The organism is Enterococcus sp. DIV0213h (assembly GCF_051711285.1).
GTDB lineage: Bacteria > Bacillota > Bacilli > Lactobacillales > Enterococcaceae > Enterococcus_D > Enterococcus_D casseliflavus.
The window spans coordinates 2471011-2487306 of record NZ_JBIOMH010000001.1 but is presented as its reverse complement, the minus strand read 5'-3'; the positions used below and the strand labels follow the sequence as shown (position 1 = coordinate 2487306).

Annotated in this window: 14 protein-coding genes; 12 read left to right on the top strand and 2 right to left on the bottom strand. The window is 42.2% G+C overall.

What is annotated here, in order from left to right; translation table 11 throughout:
* Positions 1-191: 191 nt before the first annotated feature.
* The 4 genes from IGI77_RS11400 to IGI77_RS11385 are packed head-to-tail and all read left to right on the top strand — an operon-like array spanning position 192 to position 4348.
* Entirely contained in the window at positions 192-2099 is a 1908-nt protein-coding gene (locus IGI77_RS11400) for an ABC-F family ATP-binding cassette domain-containing protein (RefSeq protein ID WP_115232540.1), read from the top strand.
* A 16-nt stretch (positions 2100-2115) separates the two neighbouring features.
* Complete coding sequence (locus IGI77_RS11395; protein WP_005229588.1) at positions 2116-3063, top strand: thymidylate synthase; 948 nt, start codon at positions 2116-2118, stop codon at positions 3061-3063.
* 44 nt (positions 3064-3107) lie between these two features.
* On the top strand, positions 3108-3854 hold the full coding sequence (locus tag IGI77_RS11390) for a hypothetical protein (RefSeq protein ID WP_438770079.1): 747 nt from the start codon (positions 3108-3110) through the stop codon (positions 3852-3854).
* A 5-nt stretch (positions 3855-3859) separates the two neighbouring features.
* Entirely contained in the window at positions 3860-4348 is a 489-nt protein-coding gene (locus tag IGI77_RS11385; protein ID WP_005229592.1) for a dihydrofolate reductase, read from the top strand.
* Positions 4349-4411: 63 nt separating this feature from the next.
* On the opposite strand, the gene trhA is transcribed toward IGI77_RS11385, so the two are convergent.
* A complete protein-coding gene (gene trhA / locus IGI77_RS11380) occupies positions 4412-5065 on the bottom strand; it encodes a PAQR family membrane homeostasis protein TrhA (protein WP_005229593.1) in 654 nt (217 codons plus the stop codon).
* A gap of 126 nt (positions 5066-5191) precedes the next feature.
* Here trhA and IGI77_RS11375 point away from each other — a divergent pair, with 126 nt between their 5' ends.
* The 7 genes from IGI77_RS11375 to lepB all read left to right on the top strand — a co-directional run bounded on the left by IGI77_RS11375 (position 5192) and on the right by lepB (position 10694).
* Positions 5192-6034 (top strand): DegV family protein, encoded by an 843-nt coding sequence (locus IGI77_RS11375; protein ID WP_077452680.1) that lies wholly within the window; start codon positions 5192-5194, stop codon positions 6032-6034.
* 212 nt (positions 6035-6246) lie between these two features.
* Positions 6247-7233 carry an SGNH/GDSL hydrolase family protein gene (locus tag IGI77_RS11370; RefSeq protein ID WP_266167315.1) on the top strand — a complete coding sequence of 329 codons (987 nt, stop codon included), beginning with the start codon at positions 6247-6249 and terminating at the stop codon, positions 7231-7233.
* Positions 7230-7880, top strand: coding sequence for a YpmS family protein (locus IGI77_RS11365; RefSeq protein ID WP_005229598.1), 651 nt, complete (start codon positions 7230-7232; stop codon positions 7878-7880). The genes IGI77_RS11370 and IGI77_RS11365 overlap by 4 nt, the downstream gene beginning before the upstream one ends.
* Positions 7880-8401, top strand: a complete 522-nt coding sequence (msrA, locus tag IGI77_RS11360) for a peptide-methionine (S)-S-oxide reductase MsrA (protein ID WP_005229599.1) — start codon at positions 7880-7882, stop codon at positions 8399-8401. The genes IGI77_RS11365 and msrA overlap by 1 nt, the downstream gene beginning before the upstream one ends.
* The gene (locus IGI77_RS11355) at positions 8394-8615 is read left to right on the top strand and encodes a YozE family protein (protein WP_005229600.1); all 222 of its coding nucleotides are present in this window, start codon (positions 8394-8396) and stop codon (positions 8613-8615) included. The genes msrA and IGI77_RS11355 overlap by 8 nt, the downstream gene beginning before the upstream one ends.
* 68 nt (positions 8616-8683) lie before the next feature.
* Positions 8684-10114 carry a S41 family peptidase gene (locus IGI77_RS11350; RefSeq protein ID WP_438770077.1) on the top strand — a complete coding sequence of 477 codons (1431 nt, stop codon included), beginning with the start codon at positions 8684-8686 and terminating at the stop codon, positions 10112-10114.
* 31 nt (positions 10115-10145) lie between these two features.
* Positions 10146-10694, top strand: coding sequence for a signal peptidase I (gene lepB, locus IGI77_RS11345; RefSeq protein ID WP_005229602.1), 549 nt, complete (start codon positions 10146-10148; stop codon positions 10692-10694).
* 129 nt (positions 10695-10823) lie between these two features.
* On the opposite strand, the gene IGI77_RS11340 is transcribed toward lepB, so the two are convergent.
* Entirely contained in the window at positions 10824-12317 is a 1494-nt protein-coding gene (locus tag IGI77_RS11340) for a helix-turn-helix domain-containing protein (protein ID WP_438770075.1), read from the bottom strand.
* Between the two features lie 343 nt (positions 12318-12660).
* On the opposite strand from IGI77_RS11340, the gene IGI77_RS11335 reads away from it, so the two are divergent.
* A complete protein-coding gene (locus IGI77_RS11335; protein WP_438770073.1) occupies positions 12661-16236 on the top strand; it encodes a SpaA isopeptide-forming pilin-related protein in 3576 nt (1191 codons plus the stop codon).
* Positions 16237-16296: the final 60 nt, after the last annotated feature.

Sequence of the window (16296 nt, the reverse complement as noted above, 5' to 3'; positions counted from 1 at the left end):
GGCGCACAACTTGAGGCACGTTTTATGGAGTGTCTTCGTCAGGTTATTCCTAAACGATGATCAACATCGATGATCCGAGGGAGTAGACTGACGAAGGCATTCTTTTTTTGCAAAAATTGATTTTTTTCTCTCATCGTTTCCGCTGATGAAATGTGGTACAATGAGCGAAGAAAAAACTCAGGAGGGATTCTGTGAAAGAATTAAAAGTAAGTGAATTAACCAAAACATATGGTGAAAAAACACTGTTTGATCAGCTTTCTTTTCTGATACATGAAAAAGATCGAATCGGTTTGATCGGTGTCAATGGCACGGGTAAATCGAGTTTGTTACGGATCTTGGCCGGTTTGGATCGCGGTGATGGCGATCGCCAAACGGTATTTGCCGCCCAAGATTATCGCATCGGTTTCTTGACTCAAGACAATCAGTTACGAGAAGAATTATCTGTTGTAGATGCTGTTTTTCAAGGCACCAGTCCGCTGATTCGCGTTGTTCGTGACTATGAAAAAGCGCTGATTGCCTTAGAGAATAATGGCTTGGATCAACAAACGCAACGGAATTATCAGTTGGCAGAAGAAGCGATGAATAAAGCCGATGCTTGGAATACAGATACAACTGCCAAGATCATTTTACAAAAACTTGGGATCAATGAGTTAGAAAAAAAGGTCAGTGAGTTATCTGGAGGTCAAAAGAAACGAGTGGCTATGGCTCAAGTATTGATCGATGAACCAGACTTGTTGTTATTGGATGAACCGACTAACCACTTAGATTATGATGCGATCCAATGGTTGGAAGGCTATCTAAAAAATTATCGGGGTGCATTATTGATGGTGACCCACGATCGCTACTTTTTGGATCGAGTCGTTAATCGGATCTTTGAATTGTCTTTTGGCAAGCTACATGAATATCAGGGCAATTACGAGACGTACCTTCATGCTCGAGCAGAAAGAGAACGTGTGGAGGAGACGCAAGAAGACAAGCGCAAGCAGTTGTACAAACATGAGTTGGCTTGGATTCGCACTGGAGCGAAGGCCCGTACAACGAAACAACAGGCACGGATCGATCGTTTCGATGATTTAAAAGAAAACCTACATCAAGTAAAACGAAACGGCGAAGTGGCCATTGATGTTGCTACGACACGCTTAGGCAAACAAGTCTTAGAACTAAAAGATGCAAGTTTCAAGATTGAAAACAAAACGATTTTGTCTCACTTTGATTTGTTGATTCAATCAAGAGAACGCTTAGGGATCACAGGAGAAAACGGTGCGGGCAAATCGACGTTGCTCAATATTTTAGCTGGTCGCCTGCCTTTAGAAGAAGGGGAGCGTACGATGGGCGTGACTGTGAAAATGGCTTATTATACGCAAACGATTGAAGCGATGAACCCTGATCAGCGAATGATTGCTTATTTGCAAGAAGCAGCCGAGGAAGTGCAAAAAGTGGATGGCTCCCAAGTCAGTGTCGCCGAAATGCTGGAACAGTTTTTATTTCCGCGATCCATGCATGGCACCAAGATCGGCAAGCTGTCTGGTGGGGAAAAACGACGACTATTTTTACTCAAGCTATTGATTGGACAGCCAAATGTTCTCTTGTTAGATGAACCGACCAACGATTTGGATATTGATACCTTGACGATTTTGGAAAGTTATTTGGAAACATTCCCAGGTGCAGTCATCACTGTTTCCCATGACCGCTACTTTTTAGATAAAGTTGCCCAAAAATTGCTGATCTTCGAAGGAAATGGCAGAATTACGTCCTACTTTGGTTCCATCAATGAATATCTAGCAGCCAATACCAATAAAGCTAGTTCGAGTGTACTAGAGCCAAAAGAAACAAAAACCGATTCACTTTCTGCTGAAAGTGAGGCGTCTGCTGCAGCGCCTGTCAAAAAGAAACTGAGTTATATGGAACAAAAAGAGTGGGCGACGATTGAAGATGATATCGCGGCATTAGAAGAAAAAGCAGCCGCTTTGACCGAAGAAATGAATCATCAAGGCGCGGACTTTACTAAGCTGCAAAAATTACAGCAAGAAATCAGCGAGGTTGAAACGCAACTGGCAGAAAAAATGGATCGCTGGGAATATTTGAGCGAATTTGTATAGAGTAAAGGAGAGAACGATGGAACAAGCATATTTAGATCTAGGAAGAAAAATATTAGCAGAAGGCAATGATAAAAGTGATCGTACAGGAACGGGAACACGCAGTGTCTTTGGTCATCAAATGCGTTTTGATCTGTCCCAAGGCTTTCCTTTGCTGACAACAAAAAGAGTTCCTTTTGGCTTGATCAAAAGCGAATTATTGTGGTTTCTAAAGGGAGATACCAATATCCGCTACCTGCTGGAACATAATAACCACATTTGGGATGAATGGGCGTTTGAACGCTATATTAAAAGTGATGCTTATACAGGTCCTGATATGACAGACTTTGGTCGCCGTTCATTAGTGGATGAAGCTTTCAATGAACAGTATCAACATGAGTTGAAACTATTTTGTGAAAAAATCTTAGCCGATGATGCTTTCGCTGAAACTTTCGGCGATTTGGGCCATGTATATGGGTATCAATGGCGGCATTGGGAAAAAAGTACCGGCGGGTTTATCGATCAAATCAAAGAAGTGATCGACATGATCAAAACGACGCCGGATTCTCGCCGTCTGATCGTCTCCGCATGGAATCCTGAAGATGTACCGACGATGGCGTTGCCACCTTGTCACACAATGTTTCAATTTTATGTTCATAAGGGTCGCTTAAGCTGTCAGCTGTATCAACGCAGTGCCGATGTCTTTTTAGGCGTTCCCTTCAATATTGCTAGTTATGCGCTATTAACGCACCTGATTGCTCATGAAACTGGACTAGAAGTCGGGGATTTTGTCCATACATTAGGCGATGCTCATCTGTACAGCAATCATATGGAACAGATGAAGGAACAGTTGACTCGTTCGGTACGTCCTGCGCCAACCTTACAGTTAAATCCTGAAAAACAGTCGATTTTTGATTTTGAAATGGAAGATATTACCTTGGCAGGGTATGATCCGCATCCAACGATCAAAGCACCGATCGCAGTTTAAGTGGTTGTTTGGGTTTCATTTCATAAAGAAAGGAATGAGGCGTAATGGTAAATACCCACAAGCGAGGTTTTGCGGCGACCTTTCATCAGAGACATGCTGGATCGATTACTGTAGCGCTCATTGAGCAAGTCATCGAGTTCTTGCATCAGCACTATGATGCAGTTTGGCTATCCGTATCCGAAGAAACAGTGCCAGAGCTAAAGGAAGCCATTCGATCAAATCAGCAGTGTACTGCCATTTTTATACCAGCAAAAGGAGCAGCGGATGCCCGCAGAAGGCTTGTTTTTGCTGCCCAGCACCACCTGCCAGCTTTGGATTCGCTGCATATTTGTGATTTTGATCGCGTGGTGACGTGGATGAAGACCTATCCCGAAGAACTAGTTGCTATAAGCAAAAAGCCTTTACCTGCGAATACGTATTGTATCCTTGGACGAACTGCAAGGGCATTTGCGAGTCATCCGCAAACGTGGCAAAGAACGGAGCGCTTGATCAACGAGATCGCTGCTGACTTCTTTCAAATAGAAGAAGTTGATATCGCAGCTGGTAGTGCTCTCTTTCCAATCTCCCTGATACCGACCTTGCTGAAAAACAACAACGCGCATTTAAACGATGGGGAATGGCCGCGAAATGTCCAAAGAAGCGGTGGCACAATTGTTTACCAAGCCTGTGATGGCTTGCGCTTTGAGGAGCGCAACAAAGATCCATTTGAGCATGCATCAGCTTTTCAGCTGATGCAGCGGCTGCAGGTTGCTGCTATTATTTCGGAATCATTTTATACAGAAGGGATGTAATTTTTATGTTGATCGCACTTTGGGCACAAGATCAAAAGGGGTTGATCGGAGCGGATGGTACACTGCCGTGGCATTTGCCGAATGATTTGAAATTTTTTAAAGAGCAAACCATCAATAATACGATTATAATGGGGCGCAAAACCTTTGAAGGCATGGGAAAAAGATTACTGCCACAGCGTACGACGATCGTTTTGACGAGTGATCGGGATTATCAAGCCAACGGCGCCTTAGTGATGCATGACCGTGAGGAAATTTTGGCGTATGTGAAGCAGCAAGAGCATCCCGTTTTTTTAACTGGTGGAGCAGGTGTTTTTGAAGCGATGATTGACGATTGCGATCAATTGTACCGTACAGTGATCGCTGCGGAATTTAACGGAGATGTGTATTTCCCAGAGATTGATTGGACGCAATGGAAACTTGATCATGTGATTGATGGGATCGTCGATGAAAAGAACCATTATCCCCATCAATTTGAATTTTATCGTAGAAAATAAAAGAACAGGAAGCTTTCTGCAGCGAAAGTTTCCTGTTCTTTTTTTATAAGCAGTGCTTCATTTTTAGGTATACAACAAGACGGAAAAGTACATCAGTCCAGCACCTAACATAACGAATAAGTGCCAAACCACATGCATGAACCGAACGGATTTTAAACTATAGAATAGCGCACCTACAGTATAAGAAACACCACCGCTTGCTAGTAAAAATGTTCCCCAGTAGCCTAAATGTTCGATCAGAGGTTTAAAGGCAATAACACATAACCAGCCCATAATGATGTAGATCAGGGTGGAGATTTTTGAGACGGTCTCTTTTTTATGAAGAGTCAGTGACTTATAAACGATGCCGCTAATTGCTAGTAGCCAAATCAAGACAAAGAGTGACCAGCCAAGCCAGCCTTGGATACTAAGCAAGCAAAAAGGTGTATAACTTCCAGCGATCAGCAAGAAAATGGAGGCATGATCAAAGACTTGGAAGACCTTTTTTGCTTTGGTAAAAATCAAACTGTGAAATAAGGTAGAAAAGAGGAAGAGCAAAATCATCATCGACCCATAAATGGCATAGGAAACGATGTGGATAGGTGACCCTAGATTTGCCCCCTTGATTAAGAGGATGACCAGTCCTGCGATACTCAGTCCTAATCCGATCCCGTGGGTTACTGCATTTAATACTTCATTGACGATCAAATATCTGCGACTAAACTTCATGTGCTGCATTCGGCACCGTCCTTTCGAATCGAAATTAGATGAAAAAAAATTTTCTCTCTGTTATACTTAGTATAAATGGTCTGTGGTTATTTTACCACGAAAAAAGACTTGATTTAAAGAGAGAGTGAATATATGATGGCAAATCTTAAAATTGTGACAGATTCTTCCAGTACGATGGAACCAAGTGTCCGTGATGCTTTGGCTATCCATGTCGTGCCTTTATCTGTAATGATCGATGGTGTCGTTTATCCAGATGATGAAACGCTGCCGGGAGAAAAATTTATGCAAATGATGGCGCAAGCCAAAGAATTACCTAAAACTAGTCAGCCGCCGATTGGTCATTTTGTAGAACTGTATGACGAATTAGGCAAAGATGGCAGTGAAATACTATCGATCCATATGACCAAAGGTCTTAGTGGAACTGTGGAAGCGGCTCGTCAAGCCAGTCATTTATCAAAAGCCAAAGTCACCGTGATCGATAGCGACACGACAGACCAAGCGTTGGCTTTTCAAGTGATTCGGGCAGCAGAATTGGCTAAAGCCGGTAAGACACTAGAAGAAGTTTTACCAGAAGTGGATCTGGTGCGTGAGCATACGAAATTATTTATCGGCGTTTCAACGTTAGAAAACTTAGTAAAAGGTGGGCGCATCAGTCGTGCCAAAGGTCTTTTATCGAGCTTACTGAACATGAAAGTGATCATGGATTTTGATCATTCAGAACTGATTCCAGTCGTCAAAGGACGCGGCGTCAAGACGTTCAATAAATGGTTTGAGGAATTAAAAGCAGAATTGAAGAATATGCCAAAAGTGACGAAAATTGGTATTTCTCATGCAGAAGGGTTAGAAATCACGGAGCGTTTCCAAAAAGAACTAGCAGAATTGTTTCCTGACTTGGAGATCCCATTGCTTCACACAACACCGATCATCGCCACTCATACAGGTAAAGGTGCGTTTGCGATCACTTACAGTACGGAATAAAAAAGGTGCTTCCTTTCAGCGATTCGTTTGACGACGAATCGCTTTTTGGTGTATGAAAAGCTGAAAGGAAGAAAAAGCAGAATGAAGCTGCGATTCTTTGTCTATTCAGAGAGTAGGGAGCTGTTTTCTTTCTTAAGTTTGAAGGATTGCGACTAGGAATTTTATGAGAATTTTGTTAAAATAGCAAAGATTACAAAGGAGTTTGAATACCTGTGAAATGGAAGAAATTAGTAACTTATTTGATCGTTGTGGGACTGATAGCCGTTGGAACGGGTGTACTGTTTCATTTAGCTGTTCCCAAAGCGCAACCACTGCTGACCCCTGTGGATAAGCTAGCAGCCAATGATTCGAAAAAATCCGCCATTGAATACCTCGCTCTTGGGGATTCATTGACAGAGGGTGTTGGGGATGAAACAGCTCGGGGCGGCTTTGTGCCTATTTTGGCAGGAGATCTAGAGGACCGCTATGATCTGAGCAATTTAGTAACCAAAAATTATGGGGTCGCTGGTGAACGAAGCGACCAGATTTTAAAACGAGTCAAAAATGATGAAGACTTGCGCCAAGACCTTAGTCAAGCGGACCTGATTACTTTGACCGTCGGCGGAAATGACGTCTTAAAAGTGATCCAAAGCAATTTCTTCGGTCTGAGTATCGAGACGTTTACGGAACCGATGGCAGAATATAATGAACGCTTAAAAGATTTATTCGCTCAAATCCGTGAACTAAATAGCGATGCCCCAATCTATGTTTTGGGTATTTACAATCCATTTTATCTGAACTTTCCAGAGATCACCGACATGCAGACGATCATTGATAACTGGAATAAACAGACGGAAACGTTCGTCAATCAGCAAGAAAATGCCTTTTTTATTCCTATCAACGATTTGCTCTATAAAGGGTTAAGTGATGAGGTCGGTATTGCGGATACAGAAGAAGACGCAACTGAGGAAACAACACAAACAACCGACACTGGAAGTGTACCTGAGTCATCGGCACCAAATGCTGATGAGACACAAAGCAGCACGTCGGCGACTACCGACTCATCGCAAGCTGTCGGGAATAATATCACCAACAATGTTTTGTATGAAGGCGACCGCTTCCATCCCAATAATCTTGGGTATCAACTGATGGCGAATGCCGTTCGCGATGAAGTGATCAAAACACAAAACTATTGGTTGCTAGAGGAGGAAGCAAAATGAAACCAAGCGAATCAAAGAAGCAGCTGGAAAAAACAGCTGCAAGCACTAAAAAATCGATCAACTACTGGAAAATTGCTTTTCTAGTTCTGGTCGGCATCCTTTTGGGGACAACGGTTTTCTTTGCTTCAAGAATTTTTCAGCAGCGAGAAACTGGCTTAAATGAAAGTGCTGAACTTGTTCAACGGGAGGGCAGTCCTGTTCTGACCGTTAACAGCAACAAAAGCCAAGTCAATCAATTGATTGATTTTTATCTATCTGATTTTCAAAAGGATCAAGAGGTAAAATATAATTTTGAGCTGAGAAACGAAGCACTCTTAACAGGCGAGTTTCAAGTATTAGGGTTTCCTATCACGTTTTATCTCTATTTTGATCCTTATGTGACAGAAGAAGGCAATGTCCAATTAAAAGCCAAAAGTTTATCGATTGGCACCTTGGATTTGCCCACCAGTGAAGTAATGAAAATGATCAAACGTAGTTTTAAATTTCCCGAATGGATCGATGTCAATGCCGATGAACAAATTATACTGATACGATTGGATCAATTCCGCATGCAAAACGGATTGTTCATCAAGGCAAACAAAATCAATCTTGTAGATGATGAAATTCAAATGAGCTTATATTTACCAGCTGAAACGGAGGATGAATAATGGAACGAGCAATTTTTGCAGGTGGGTGTTTCTGGTGTATGATCCAGCCCTTTGATGAACTCGAAGGGGTGCATTCGATTTTTTCTGGCTATACCGCAGGACATACCGAAAATCCAACCTATGAAGAAGTCAAAAGCCATCAAACAGGGCATACCGAAGCAGTAGAAATCATTTTCGACCCAGAAAAAATCAGTTTTGAGGAGCTCTTGACGATTTATTGGCAGCAAACAGATCCAACCGATGCTTTTGGCCAATTTGAAGATCGCGGCGACAATTATCGTCCGGTTATCTTCTATTTTAACGAAGAGCAGCGAAAAAAAGCCGAAGCCAGCAAAGCAGCACTTCAGGCTTCCGGTCGCTTTACCGATCCGATCGTGACTACGATCGAACCAGCGCAACCCTTTTATTTAGCGGAAGAAGAACATCAAGAGTACTACAAAAAGAATCCTGAAAATTTTGCTCGCAATCATGCCCGTCGAGCAGCCTTTTTAGAAGATCATTGGGAGCAAGAACATGCGTAAAAGTTTTTATAGCTATTTAATGGCAGTCAAAGGTCCGAGTCATACAGATGAGGCTCAGATCTTTGCCACTCATGCGAGTCATGATATTCAGTTTCCAAAGCACAGTGATGATTATGATGAAGTCTCTTCTTATCTGGAACTAAACGTTGATTATTTGCCATCCATGGATATTTTTGATCGTATCTGGGCAGAGTATCTCGAAAATAACAAATAAAAACGTCCTTCGTTTTGCCTGCACAAATGCTCAGAACGAAGTTGTTTTTTCTCAGAGAGGTGTTGTGAATGAAAAATGTAACGACAAGCCGATATATCGTTTCTCTTGTCTGTGTCGCGATTTTGTCGGGAGGCGGTGTCTACTTATGGCAAACAGCCCAGCAAAATCAGCAGACGACACAGCCGGCGACAGAAACGACGACAGAAGCCAGCGGGATGGAGAAAATCCAGTCGTTGTATGACCAGATTCTTGCGAATTATTACCAAGAAGTCGATGAGGATGCATTGATTGAGGGTGCTCTTCAAGGGATGACCGATGCACTTGACGATCCTTACACGACGTATCTGAACCAATCAGATGCGGATAACTTGGATCAGTCCCTCTCAGGAAGTTTTGAAGGGATCGGTGCTACTTTGTCGATCGTGGAAGACTATCCCGAGGTCGCACAAGCGCCAATCAAAAACACCCCTGCAGAAAAAAGTGGTCTGCGCATGAATGATCGAATCGTCAAAGTTGATGGGGAAGATACGCAAGGACAGGAATTGTCTGAAGTCGTGAGTAAGATTCGAGGGGAAAAAGGCACGCAGGTGACCTTAACGATTCAGCGTGGAGCAGATACCTTTGATGTGGAAATCACTCGGGACGTGATCCCAATCGAAACGGTCCATGGTGAACTGGTTGAAAATGATGATACGATCGGTCGAATTGATATTACCTCCTTTGCCGAAAACACAGCAGCTGAGTTGAAAGAAACGATCACCGAGTTGCGGGAAGACGGTGCGAAGTCGTTTGTTCTTGATCTAAGACAAAATCCTGGTGGATTGCTGGATCAAGTCCAGATCATGGCAAGTATGTTTTTAGAAAACGGTCAAACGATCGTGAAGTTTGCCAACAATCAAGGGGTTGTCAGTGAGACCAAAGCGAGCGAAGCATTGGATGAAGGATTCAAAGTCACAGAGCCAGTCGTTGTTTTAGTCGACGGCGGCAGTGCCTCCGCAGCTGAGATTTTTGCCGCAGCCTTGCAAGAATCAGCGGATATCCCAGTTGTTGGTACGGAAACCTTTGGTAAGGGGACCGTTCAAAATGTGAAGGATCTGGGGGATAATAGTGAATTAAAAATGACAGTCATGAAATGGCTGACACCGAATGAAAATTGGGTCAACGATCAAGGTGTGATGCCAGACTATGAAGAGGATTATCCAGAATATGCGTATTTCCCGCCATTACCTCGTGATAATGCCTTAAAAGCTGGACAATCGTCAACGGCTGTCAACAATCTGAATCAATTTCTTAAAGCGTTAGGGTACGCCACGAGCGGCGATACCTTCAATGACGAGACGACTGCAGCTGTGAAAGCCTTCCAAGAAGCTCATAACCTAAAGGCAACTGGTGAAGTCGATGCCGACACTGCCCAAGCAATTGAAAAAGAAGTAGCAGAAAAACTCAAAGCAGAGGACCCAGCGTACTTAAAAGCACTGTCCTTGCTTTCAGAAAAATAAGTAAGGAATAAATCGGAGAGGAGGTAGATTTGTGAATGCCAAGAAACAGTGGATCGATCGTTTTTGGCTAGTCGTAAAATATGCCTTGATCGCCTTTGCAACAGCCTTCTTGATTCGGGCATTTTTACTGATTCCGGTTCCTGTTGAAGGGAACTCCATGGAAGGAACGTTGCAACAAGGAGATATGGTAGTCATCGAAAAGATTTCACCGATCCAGCGTTTTGATGTCGTTGTTTTCCAGCTGCCAGATGGTTCGACCTATATCAAGCGGGTGATTGGCTTGCCGGGTGAGTCGGTGAAATATGTCAATGATCAGCTTTACATTGATGATGAACCGGTAGATGAAGATTTTCTAGTGAAAAACCGCAGCAACGATCATGAGTCTGCCTCTTATACCAATGATTTTGATTTGGAATCTTTATTGGGCGTGGAGAAATTAGGCAAAGACAGTTATTTTGTCATTGGTGATAATCGACGTGCCTCTAAAGATAGCCGCTCCTTTGGTCCTATATCAGGCGATGCGATTTTAGGCAATGCCCGCTTTGTTTATTATCCATTGACTCATATTCGGCTGATTTAGACTGAGAAAAATAGAATGTTCTTAACTAAACATCCCCCCTTGGAATCATCTGTTGATTCCAAGGGGGGATTTTGTATAGCAATGATCCTTTTTCAAAAGGATGTGGTTTGTATCGAGAAAAGGGTGGACTTAGGCGCTATTGGCAGTTATTCTTTGTATTTTTTCATTAAAAGCAGCCAAGAGTTTCTGACATAGATTCGTTTCAAAATCACGGTAGCGGCAAAAATCAATGATCGCAGTGTTTTCCTCGGTTGTAAAAGGAGGTAAAAGCTGTGGGGAACTCAGAATATAAAAGTCAAAGGGTTCCTCTGTGGGCAGCGTGATCCGTTCAATTTCAACATAGGGCAATCGTTCACATATATTAAACACTTCCATTGAGACCAAGTAATTGGATACATAGACAAAAGCAACTTTAAGCTTATATTTCTGTTCCTTTTCGATGTAAATGGGGTAAAGCAAACACGCTTGATAAAAAGCAAGATCCGTATAACAGGCTTTTAACCACTCGTAGCCTTTGCGGTTTGCTATTTTACGCCAAAAACTCTGAATCGTATTTGTCAAAATCGTATGTAATGGGTACTTATCTTTGATTACAGTTGTTTCGAAAAAATTTAAAAGAGGGACTTTTTGCTTGAATATGCAGAACTTCAGCAATGTAAGATATGTATTCATATAAAGAAACGATTGATGGTCGAAATCAAAATCACAGAGAAATTTTTGGCAGTGTGCTTCAAATTCAGCCATCAGTTCCTTTAACTCCGATTTTTCATGCTTGTAACAGTCTTGAATGATCGGAAGGCGCACGTCTGTCGCTGAAGTTAGCATCGGCCAGTAATAAAAAAGGAAAAACAAAGCATTGATCTCAAGAATATCTATCGCTGAATCAATGATTTCAAAAAACGCTGAAAAGAAATCAAGATTTTCACCACTGGGAATAAAGGACTGGTTCGTTAACTGATAAAGATTTGTCGCGTGACCATTCTTGATACGAAATAGACAGATTTTGCAATGAAGCAAGGCTTCTTTTTTGCCAATCTCATACTTGCTTTTGTACTTCGTTCCTTCGTAAGTTACAAAAAGTTCTTCGATCTCTTGATCAAATGCCCTCGCCAAACTATCTCCTAAAGAAATGTGCCAGATAAAATTAAACAATAAGATGCGAATCACCATCTCCGAACCTGTAAGTGCCATAGCGGACTGATTTAACGTCACGTTGAATTCTTTCAAATGGTCTTGCAGCTTCTTTGTTTGCCGAAAGCAAGTCGAACGACTGATATAGTTTCTTTGGCAAAATGCCAGTAAATTTTCATCTTGATTGGTCAAGATGCTTAACAATAATTTGTAAGAAATACTTTCTTGCGCTAAAAATTGCTGATATTGGTTGTATTCAATCAAATTTTTAGGAAGATTCAGGGTGTTTTTATGTAATGAAAGATTTACTGGAGAGAGGTTTTGCATGTCGAGTTGGATCGAGGAAAGTAAACTTTTCAATCGTGTTGTACTTAAGTGGGTCAGATTTTTCACGAACTCTAGGTTGTATTCACCCGGAGCAATTGATAATAGTTTTCCGTAGAGTCCGATTTTGTCTAATGCTCGGGTATCTAAGAGTATTTTCTCAATCAAATGATCACCTTCTTGTTTTATTAATAACGTATTTATATAACGGTGTAAAGACACGTCTCAAAACTTTTGCTTTTTTTTAGGAAAATTGAGACAAATTTTTCATAGAACTGTCTCATAAAGAACAAAAATAGAAATCGCAGGTGAAAAACGATAGTTTTTTTTAGGTATTAAATAACATATCAATAATGATTTAACTCTAAAATAACCAATTTTTTTTATTTATGAATAACTACAGGTGTGCCAATTGTTTCTATTTTTCAGAAAATAAAAAAAAGAGGTGCCTTTTGCTTCTTTCTTGTATGATCAGCTTGTAATTTTTGATTCTTTGAAAGGAGGTCTTTTTATGTTTTTGACAAAGAGACACCACTGGTTCTCTTTCATTTTCTGTATGTTAGGGGGGATACTATTTTTCATTTATTCGAGTTTGCAAACAAACGGGACTGCAAGTGCACAAGAAGAACATACGATCACTATTGCTGAAACGAAGCAGATCAAACTGACTGGTCACCAAGAGGACCATCAATTTTCTTTATGCTATCAACTACCGCAAAAAAACAAACAGCAGCGTCTCTGGGTACAACTATACGCGATCGATGAAACGAAGGAACAGTCGTTATTAAAAACAAGCAATGAAGAGATGACTCAAGTCAAGGATGATTCCGCACAGTCTTGGCTTACAACCCAAGCTTTCTTGCAAACACCAACGGAACAAGAACTAATCTTTCAGCTGCCTGAAGAAACGAAAAAGCTAAAATTGATGATTCAGATCGAAGAATATGACAAGGAAGATGAAGAATCGTACAACCTACTGTCTTTGAATGAATCAGTTTTTGAAATCCCACTTGCCACAAATTCTGCTTCTTCAGAAACGTCAGAAGTCAATTCTGGCACTGGATCCTCTTCAGAAGCCGTGAGTGAGTCGACCTCGGAGCAAGCGTCGACTGAAAGTTCAAAAGAAGTTTCGAACGAAGAAACGAAGGAAGAGACAAACGAGACAGGAACGGCGACAAGTGCTTCTGAAGAGGAAACGCTCATTGAACCATTTAAACAAGAACATCTTTATCAAAAAACGACCATTTCACAGGCTTTTGCTTCGATTGAACCAGATTATACGACAGACCAAAGCGGGACGTATCCTGTGGCGAACTGGAAAACTGATGAAAACAGTAACGTCTTAAATCATCAGGGGAACAAGGATGCAGGCGAAACGTGGGACGGCATAACTACATGGAATGGCGATCCAGCAAATTTGACCCATTCATATATTGAATATGGTGGTGTAGGAGACGAAGCAGATTTCGCGCTACGAAAATTTGCCAAAGAGACGAATACCCCAGGACTATTTGATGTCTACCTTAATGTACGAGGGAATGTTCAACGTCAAATTGATCCCATCGATGTCGTGTTGGTAGTGGACTGGTCAGGCAGTATGAATGAGATGGGACGGATCGCAGAAGTGAAAAAAGGCGTGGATCGCTTTTTGAATCAAATTGAAGGAAGCGGCATTCAGGATAGTGTCTACATGGGCTATGTCGGTTATTCCAGTGATGGCAGCAATTATCAAAACAAAACCTGCCAATTAGGAAAATTTTCTGAAGTCAAAGAGACGATCCGATCGATGACGCCAGAAACAGCAGCGGGGGGAACCTTTACACAAAGGGGGCTACGTCAAGCAGGGGATATGCTATCGACGCAAAATGGACATAAGAAAGTCATCGTTTTGCTAACGGATGGCGTTCCTACTTACAGTTATCATGTGTCTAAAGTGCATACCCAGGCAGACGGCAGTTATTATGGAACCGCCTTTTCTCTTACTCAAGACCAGCCGATGAATACATCGTTTCTCTACAATGGCTATTTTGCGTTTGATCAACAGAACAATTATAAATGGATCAACAATACCTTTATCGCCACGATTGGTGAAGCGATGGCGTTAAAAGAACGTGGTATCGAGATTCATGGGTTGGGGATTCAACTGCAAGGAGATCAAACCGCTGGGTATACAAAGGCTGATGTCGAGAAAAAAATGAGACAGATGGTTTCTGCTGATGAAGATGGCCATCTTTATTATGAGTCAGCCAATGAAGCAGCGGATATTGCCGACTATCTCGAGAAAAAAGCCCTTCACATTGCGGCAACAGTCACCGATGGCGAGATTACTGACCCCATTTCGCAGCCATTTGTCTACGAAGAAAATAGCTTGTCCGTCAAAAGTGTCGGGTCTGCTGCTCTAACGGTGCAGCCTGACATTTCGATGTCTGACAATACAATCCATGCTTCAGGTCTTTATTTAGGCGAAGGGCAAGAACTGCAAATTCATTATCAAGTGCGGATTCAAACAGAAGCAGCGGATTTTAAACCAGATACTTGGTATCAAATGAATGGCGAAACGGTATTTTATCCGAATCATCAGTCCGATCAAAAGGCATTGTTTGGTGTGCCATCCGCCAAAGCACCTGGGAAGGAGGTGACGATCAAAAAGCACTGGGAAGAATACGATGGCGATACCTCCAGTCGTCCTGAAACGATCTATTTTGAAATAAGCAGGAGTCCTGTCAGCAATGAGAAAAGCTGGCAAACAGGGTATCTCAAACTTACTGAGACCGATGCCCAAGACCAGACAACTTGGGAACGAAGCAAGGTTTACGCGCTTTCTGAAAAGGATGGGCCGGAGTACGAAGAAACCCGTTTACTGCCGCTGTATAACAATCAAGGAGAAACTTTTGATTATCAAGTCACAAATGAGCGAGCAGTGGCAGGTTATGAAGCGACAAAAGTGGACGCTTATACATGGAAAAACACAAAGGCGTTTGTGCCCTTGGCATTAAACCTGATCAAAAAATCCGCTGTAGGAGAGGTGAAGCTGACAGGTGCCGTTTTTGAATTAACGGGGGCAGGAGAGACAGTGATCCTTGTGGACCAAGGGGATGGAACGTATGAGCTGCCAGCAGATACTGTGTTGCAAAAAGATCAGACCTATCGTTTGGAGGAAGTCACTGCACCGGCGGGACATCATTTGTCTAAGCAGACAGAGTGGCTAATTCATATCGATGCGCAAGGGAATACGACGATCGATGGGCAACCCGTCACAGTGGACGATCATACGATTACGCTGGAGATCACCAATCCGTTTACAGAAATTCCAGTTGCTATTCGAAAATATACGGTACAAAAAGAGCAGCAAGTACTGCTAGCTGGGGCTGTCTTTTCTCTGCAACAAAAAACAGCAGCGGGGGATTATCAAGAAATTGCCTCAGAAACATCGAATGATGTGGGGATGGCTGAATTTACGATCCTTGAGCCGGGCGCTTATCGCATCTCAGAAACAGCCGGTCCGCTTGGATACGATACGATTGCTGGTGATTATGAGTTTGTCGTTGGTTCAGACGGAAAGATCCAGTATCAAGGGGAAAACGTCGCTGCAGATGCCGACTGTTGGACTCTTACCCATGGCAATCGGTTAAAACCTTTTGATTTGGTTGTCAATAAACAGGATGAACTGGGACAAGCGCTTGAGGGAGCCAAATTCCGCTTAAGCGGAAACGGTCAGACGATAGAATTACCAGAATCCCAAGAATCGCTAGCGGTATTTCATTTCCATGATCTAACACCAGGCAGCTATACCTTAGAAGAAATTGTTACACCTACAGGCTATGCTGGTTTAACAGCACCTGTGAAAATCAGGATCGAAGAGGATGGCAGTGTCTTGATTGACGAAAAATTGCAGCCGAATCTTCTTGTTTCTGGAGAAAAGAACAATCAAATAGAATTGATCGTCACCAATCAAGTAAAAGTGTCTCTTCCTGAAACAGGAGGGAATTGGCATGGGTGGCTGGCGATTCTTTCAGCAGGTCTACTAGTCCTTTTAACAGGTAGCTATCTGTACGTTACGCGCAAAGATAAGCCTTCATCAAAGTAATTTGACCATTCGTGAAATAAACGAAAATATCAAACATATCAAACATAGAAGAGAGGAAAG

What these genes read in the sequence shown, in the direction of transcription:
- IGI77_RS11395 (WP_005229588.1), top strand. Translation starts at nt 2,116, where the DNA reads ATGGAACAAGCATATTTAGATCTAGGAAGAAAAATATTAGCAGAAGGC.
- IGI77_RS11390 (WP_438770079.1), top strand. Translation starts at nt 3,108, where the DNA reads ATGGTAAATACCCACAAGCGAGGTTTTGCGGCGACCTTTCATCAGAGA.
- IGI77_RS11385 (WP_005229592.1), top strand. Translation starts at nt 3,860, where the DNA reads ATGTTGATCGCACTTTGGGCACAAGATCAAAAGGGGTTGATCGGAGCG.
- trhA (WP_005229593.1), bottom strand. Translation starts at nt 5,065, where the DNA reads ATGCAGCACATGAAGTTTAGTCGCAGATATTTGATCGTCAATGAAGTA.
- IGI77_RS11375 (WP_077452680.1), top strand. Translation starts at nt 5,192, where the DNA reads ATGGCAAATCTTAAAATTGTGACAGATTCTTCCAGTACGATGGAACCA.
- IGI77_RS11365 (WP_005229598.1), top strand. Translation starts at nt 7,230, where the DNA reads ATGAAACCAAGCGAATCAAAGAAGCAGCTGGAAAAAACAGCTGCAAGC.
- msrA (WP_005229599.1), top strand. Translation starts at nt 7,880, where the DNA reads ATGGAACGAGCAATTTTTGCAGGTGGGTGTTTCTGGTGTATGATCCAG.
- IGI77_RS11355 (WP_005229600.1), top strand. Translation starts at nt 8,394, where the DNA reads ATGCGTAAAAGTTTTTATAGCTATTTAATGGCAGTCAAAGGTCCGAGT.
- IGI77_RS11350 (WP_438770077.1), top strand. Translation starts at nt 8,684, where the DNA reads ATGAAAAATGTAACGACAAGCCGATATATCGTTTCTCTTGTCTGTGTC.
- IGI77_RS11335 (WP_438770073.1), top strand. Translation starts at nt 12,661, where the DNA reads ATGTTTTTGACAAAGAGACACCACTGGTTCTCTTTCATTTTCTGTATG.